The organism is Streptomyces sp. WELS2 (genome assembly GCF_013870595.1).
Taxonomy (GTDB): domain Bacteria; phylum Actinomycetota; class Actinomycetes; order Streptomycetales; family Streptomycetaceae; genus Streptomyces.
The window spans coordinates 1-1,652 of the sequence record NZ_JACBWZ010001141.1; the positions used below are offsets into that span (position 1 = coordinate 1).

At 76.6% G+C, this 1,652-nt stretch carries 3 protein-coding genes; all 3 read left to right on the top strand.

Going from position 1 to position 1,652, the window contains the following annotated elements; all coding sequences use genetic code 11:
* A partial coding sequence (locus H5J33_RS34410; protein WP_181798584.1) for an NAD(P)-dependent oxidoreductase occupies positions 1 to 441 on the top strand: 441 nt, incomplete at its 5' end.
* Positions 438 to 1,109 carry a spherulation-specific family 4 protein gene (locus tag H5J33_RS34415; RefSeq protein WP_181798585.1) on the top strand — a complete coding sequence of 224 codons (672 nt, stop codon included), beginning with the start codon at positions 438 to 440 and terminating at the stop codon, positions 1,107 to 1,109. The genes H5J33_RS34410 and H5J33_RS34415, both read left to right, overlap by 4 nt.
* Positions 1,110 to 1,146: 37 nt before the next feature.
* The coding region (locus H5J33_RS34420) for a maltokinase N-terminal cap-like domain-containing protein (RefSeq protein ID WP_181798586.1) at positions 1,147 to 1,652 on the top strand (506 nt) is incomplete at its 3' end.

A 1,652-nucleotide genomic window follows, 5' to 3' on the forward strand; every position in this document is an offset into this window, starting at 1 on the left:
AGCGGCACCAGTCCACCCGGGCCCGGATGCCCTCCTCGTCCCCACATCGCGTACGTCGACGAAGTCGCGGTGGGCGGGCTGGACCCGGACGCCGTACTGCGCCTCGGGGACCTGTCCGCCCACCGCGACTTCGTCGACGTACGCGATGTGGCCCGGGCGGTCGAGCGCGCCGTCACGGCCCCCGCCCCGCTGCCGCGGGTGCTCAACATCGGCGGCGGCACGGCGGTACCGGTACGGGAGCTGGCGCACGGCCTGGCCCGGCACGCCGGGTTCCGGGGCAGGCTGGAGGAGAGCGCGGGCGGCTCGGCGCGCTCGGCACGGGTGTCCTGGCAGTGCTCGGACATCTCCGCCGCCGCCCGGGCCCTGGACTGGCGGCCGGCACACAGCCTGGACGACGCCCTCGCCGCGCTGTGGGCGGCCACCGGGGAGCGGGTGCCGTGAGCCTGCTGGTGCCGCTGTACGTGCACCCGGCCGACGATCCGGGCGCCTGGCACCGGCTGGTCGCGGCGGCCGGCCGCACCTACGCGGTCGTCCTCAACCCGGCGAGCGGGCCCGGCAGCGCCCCCGACCCCGCGTTCACGGCGGCGGCCCGGGCGCTGCGCGCGGCCGGGGCCCGCCTGCTCGGCTACGTCGACACCGACTACGGCGTCCGGGAGCGGGCCCGGATCACCGAGGAGGTGCGCCGGCACCGGGAGTGGTACGCGACCGACGGCTGCTTCCTGGACCGGGTGACGGCCGGTCCGGACGGACTGCCCGCCTGCCGCCGGCTGGTGCGGGACCTCAGACGGTCCGGCACCGGGACCGTCGTGCTCAATCCGGGCGTCCATCCGGCGCCCGGCTACGTCCGCCTCGCCGACCTCACCGTCACCTTCGAGGGCCACTGGAGCACCTACGTGTCGTCGTTCACCCGCCCGGCCTGGACCGCCCGGCAGCCGCCCGAGCGGCTGTGCCACCTGGTCTACGGCGTCCCCGAGCCGCTGATCCCGCTCGCGGTCCGCACCGCGCACGAGCGGGGCGCGGCCGTGTGCGGGCCGGTGACCGGCGAACCCCCGAACCCCTGGGCCGCGTTGACCCCGGCGCTGACCGGCGGCAGCGGTGTGCAAGGCTGAGCGGACCAGCATCCGCACCCGGGAGGCAGCGACCGGCATGGCCGTCATCCACCACACCACCCTCGAGCCGACCAAGACCGAACTGCTCGCCGGCTGGCTGCCCGGCCGCCCGTGGTACCGCGGCGGACCCGCCCCGGTGCCGGAGAAGTCCGGCGGCTTCCGGCTGGACGACCCCGAGGGCGAGGTCGGCATCGAGTTCATCGTCGTCACCGACACCGCGAGCCCCGAACGGACGGCGTACCTGGCGCCGCTCACCTACCGCGGGGCGCCGCTGGAGGGCGCCGGGCACGCCCTCGTCGGCACCATGGAGCACGGGGTGCTGGGCACGCGCTGGGTCTACGACGGCTGCCACGACCCGGTGCTGGTCACCGAGTTGCTGGCGCTGATCGAGGGCCGGGCCCAGGCGATGGCCCAGAGCGTCAGCGACACCCCCGACCGCGAGGTGGCCCGCTCCTACACCGGTGCCCCGCTGTCCCCGGACGGATTCGTCCCCGAGCCGGCCGACGACGCCGAGGGCACGCGGCTGCCCGCGCCGAACGGCAC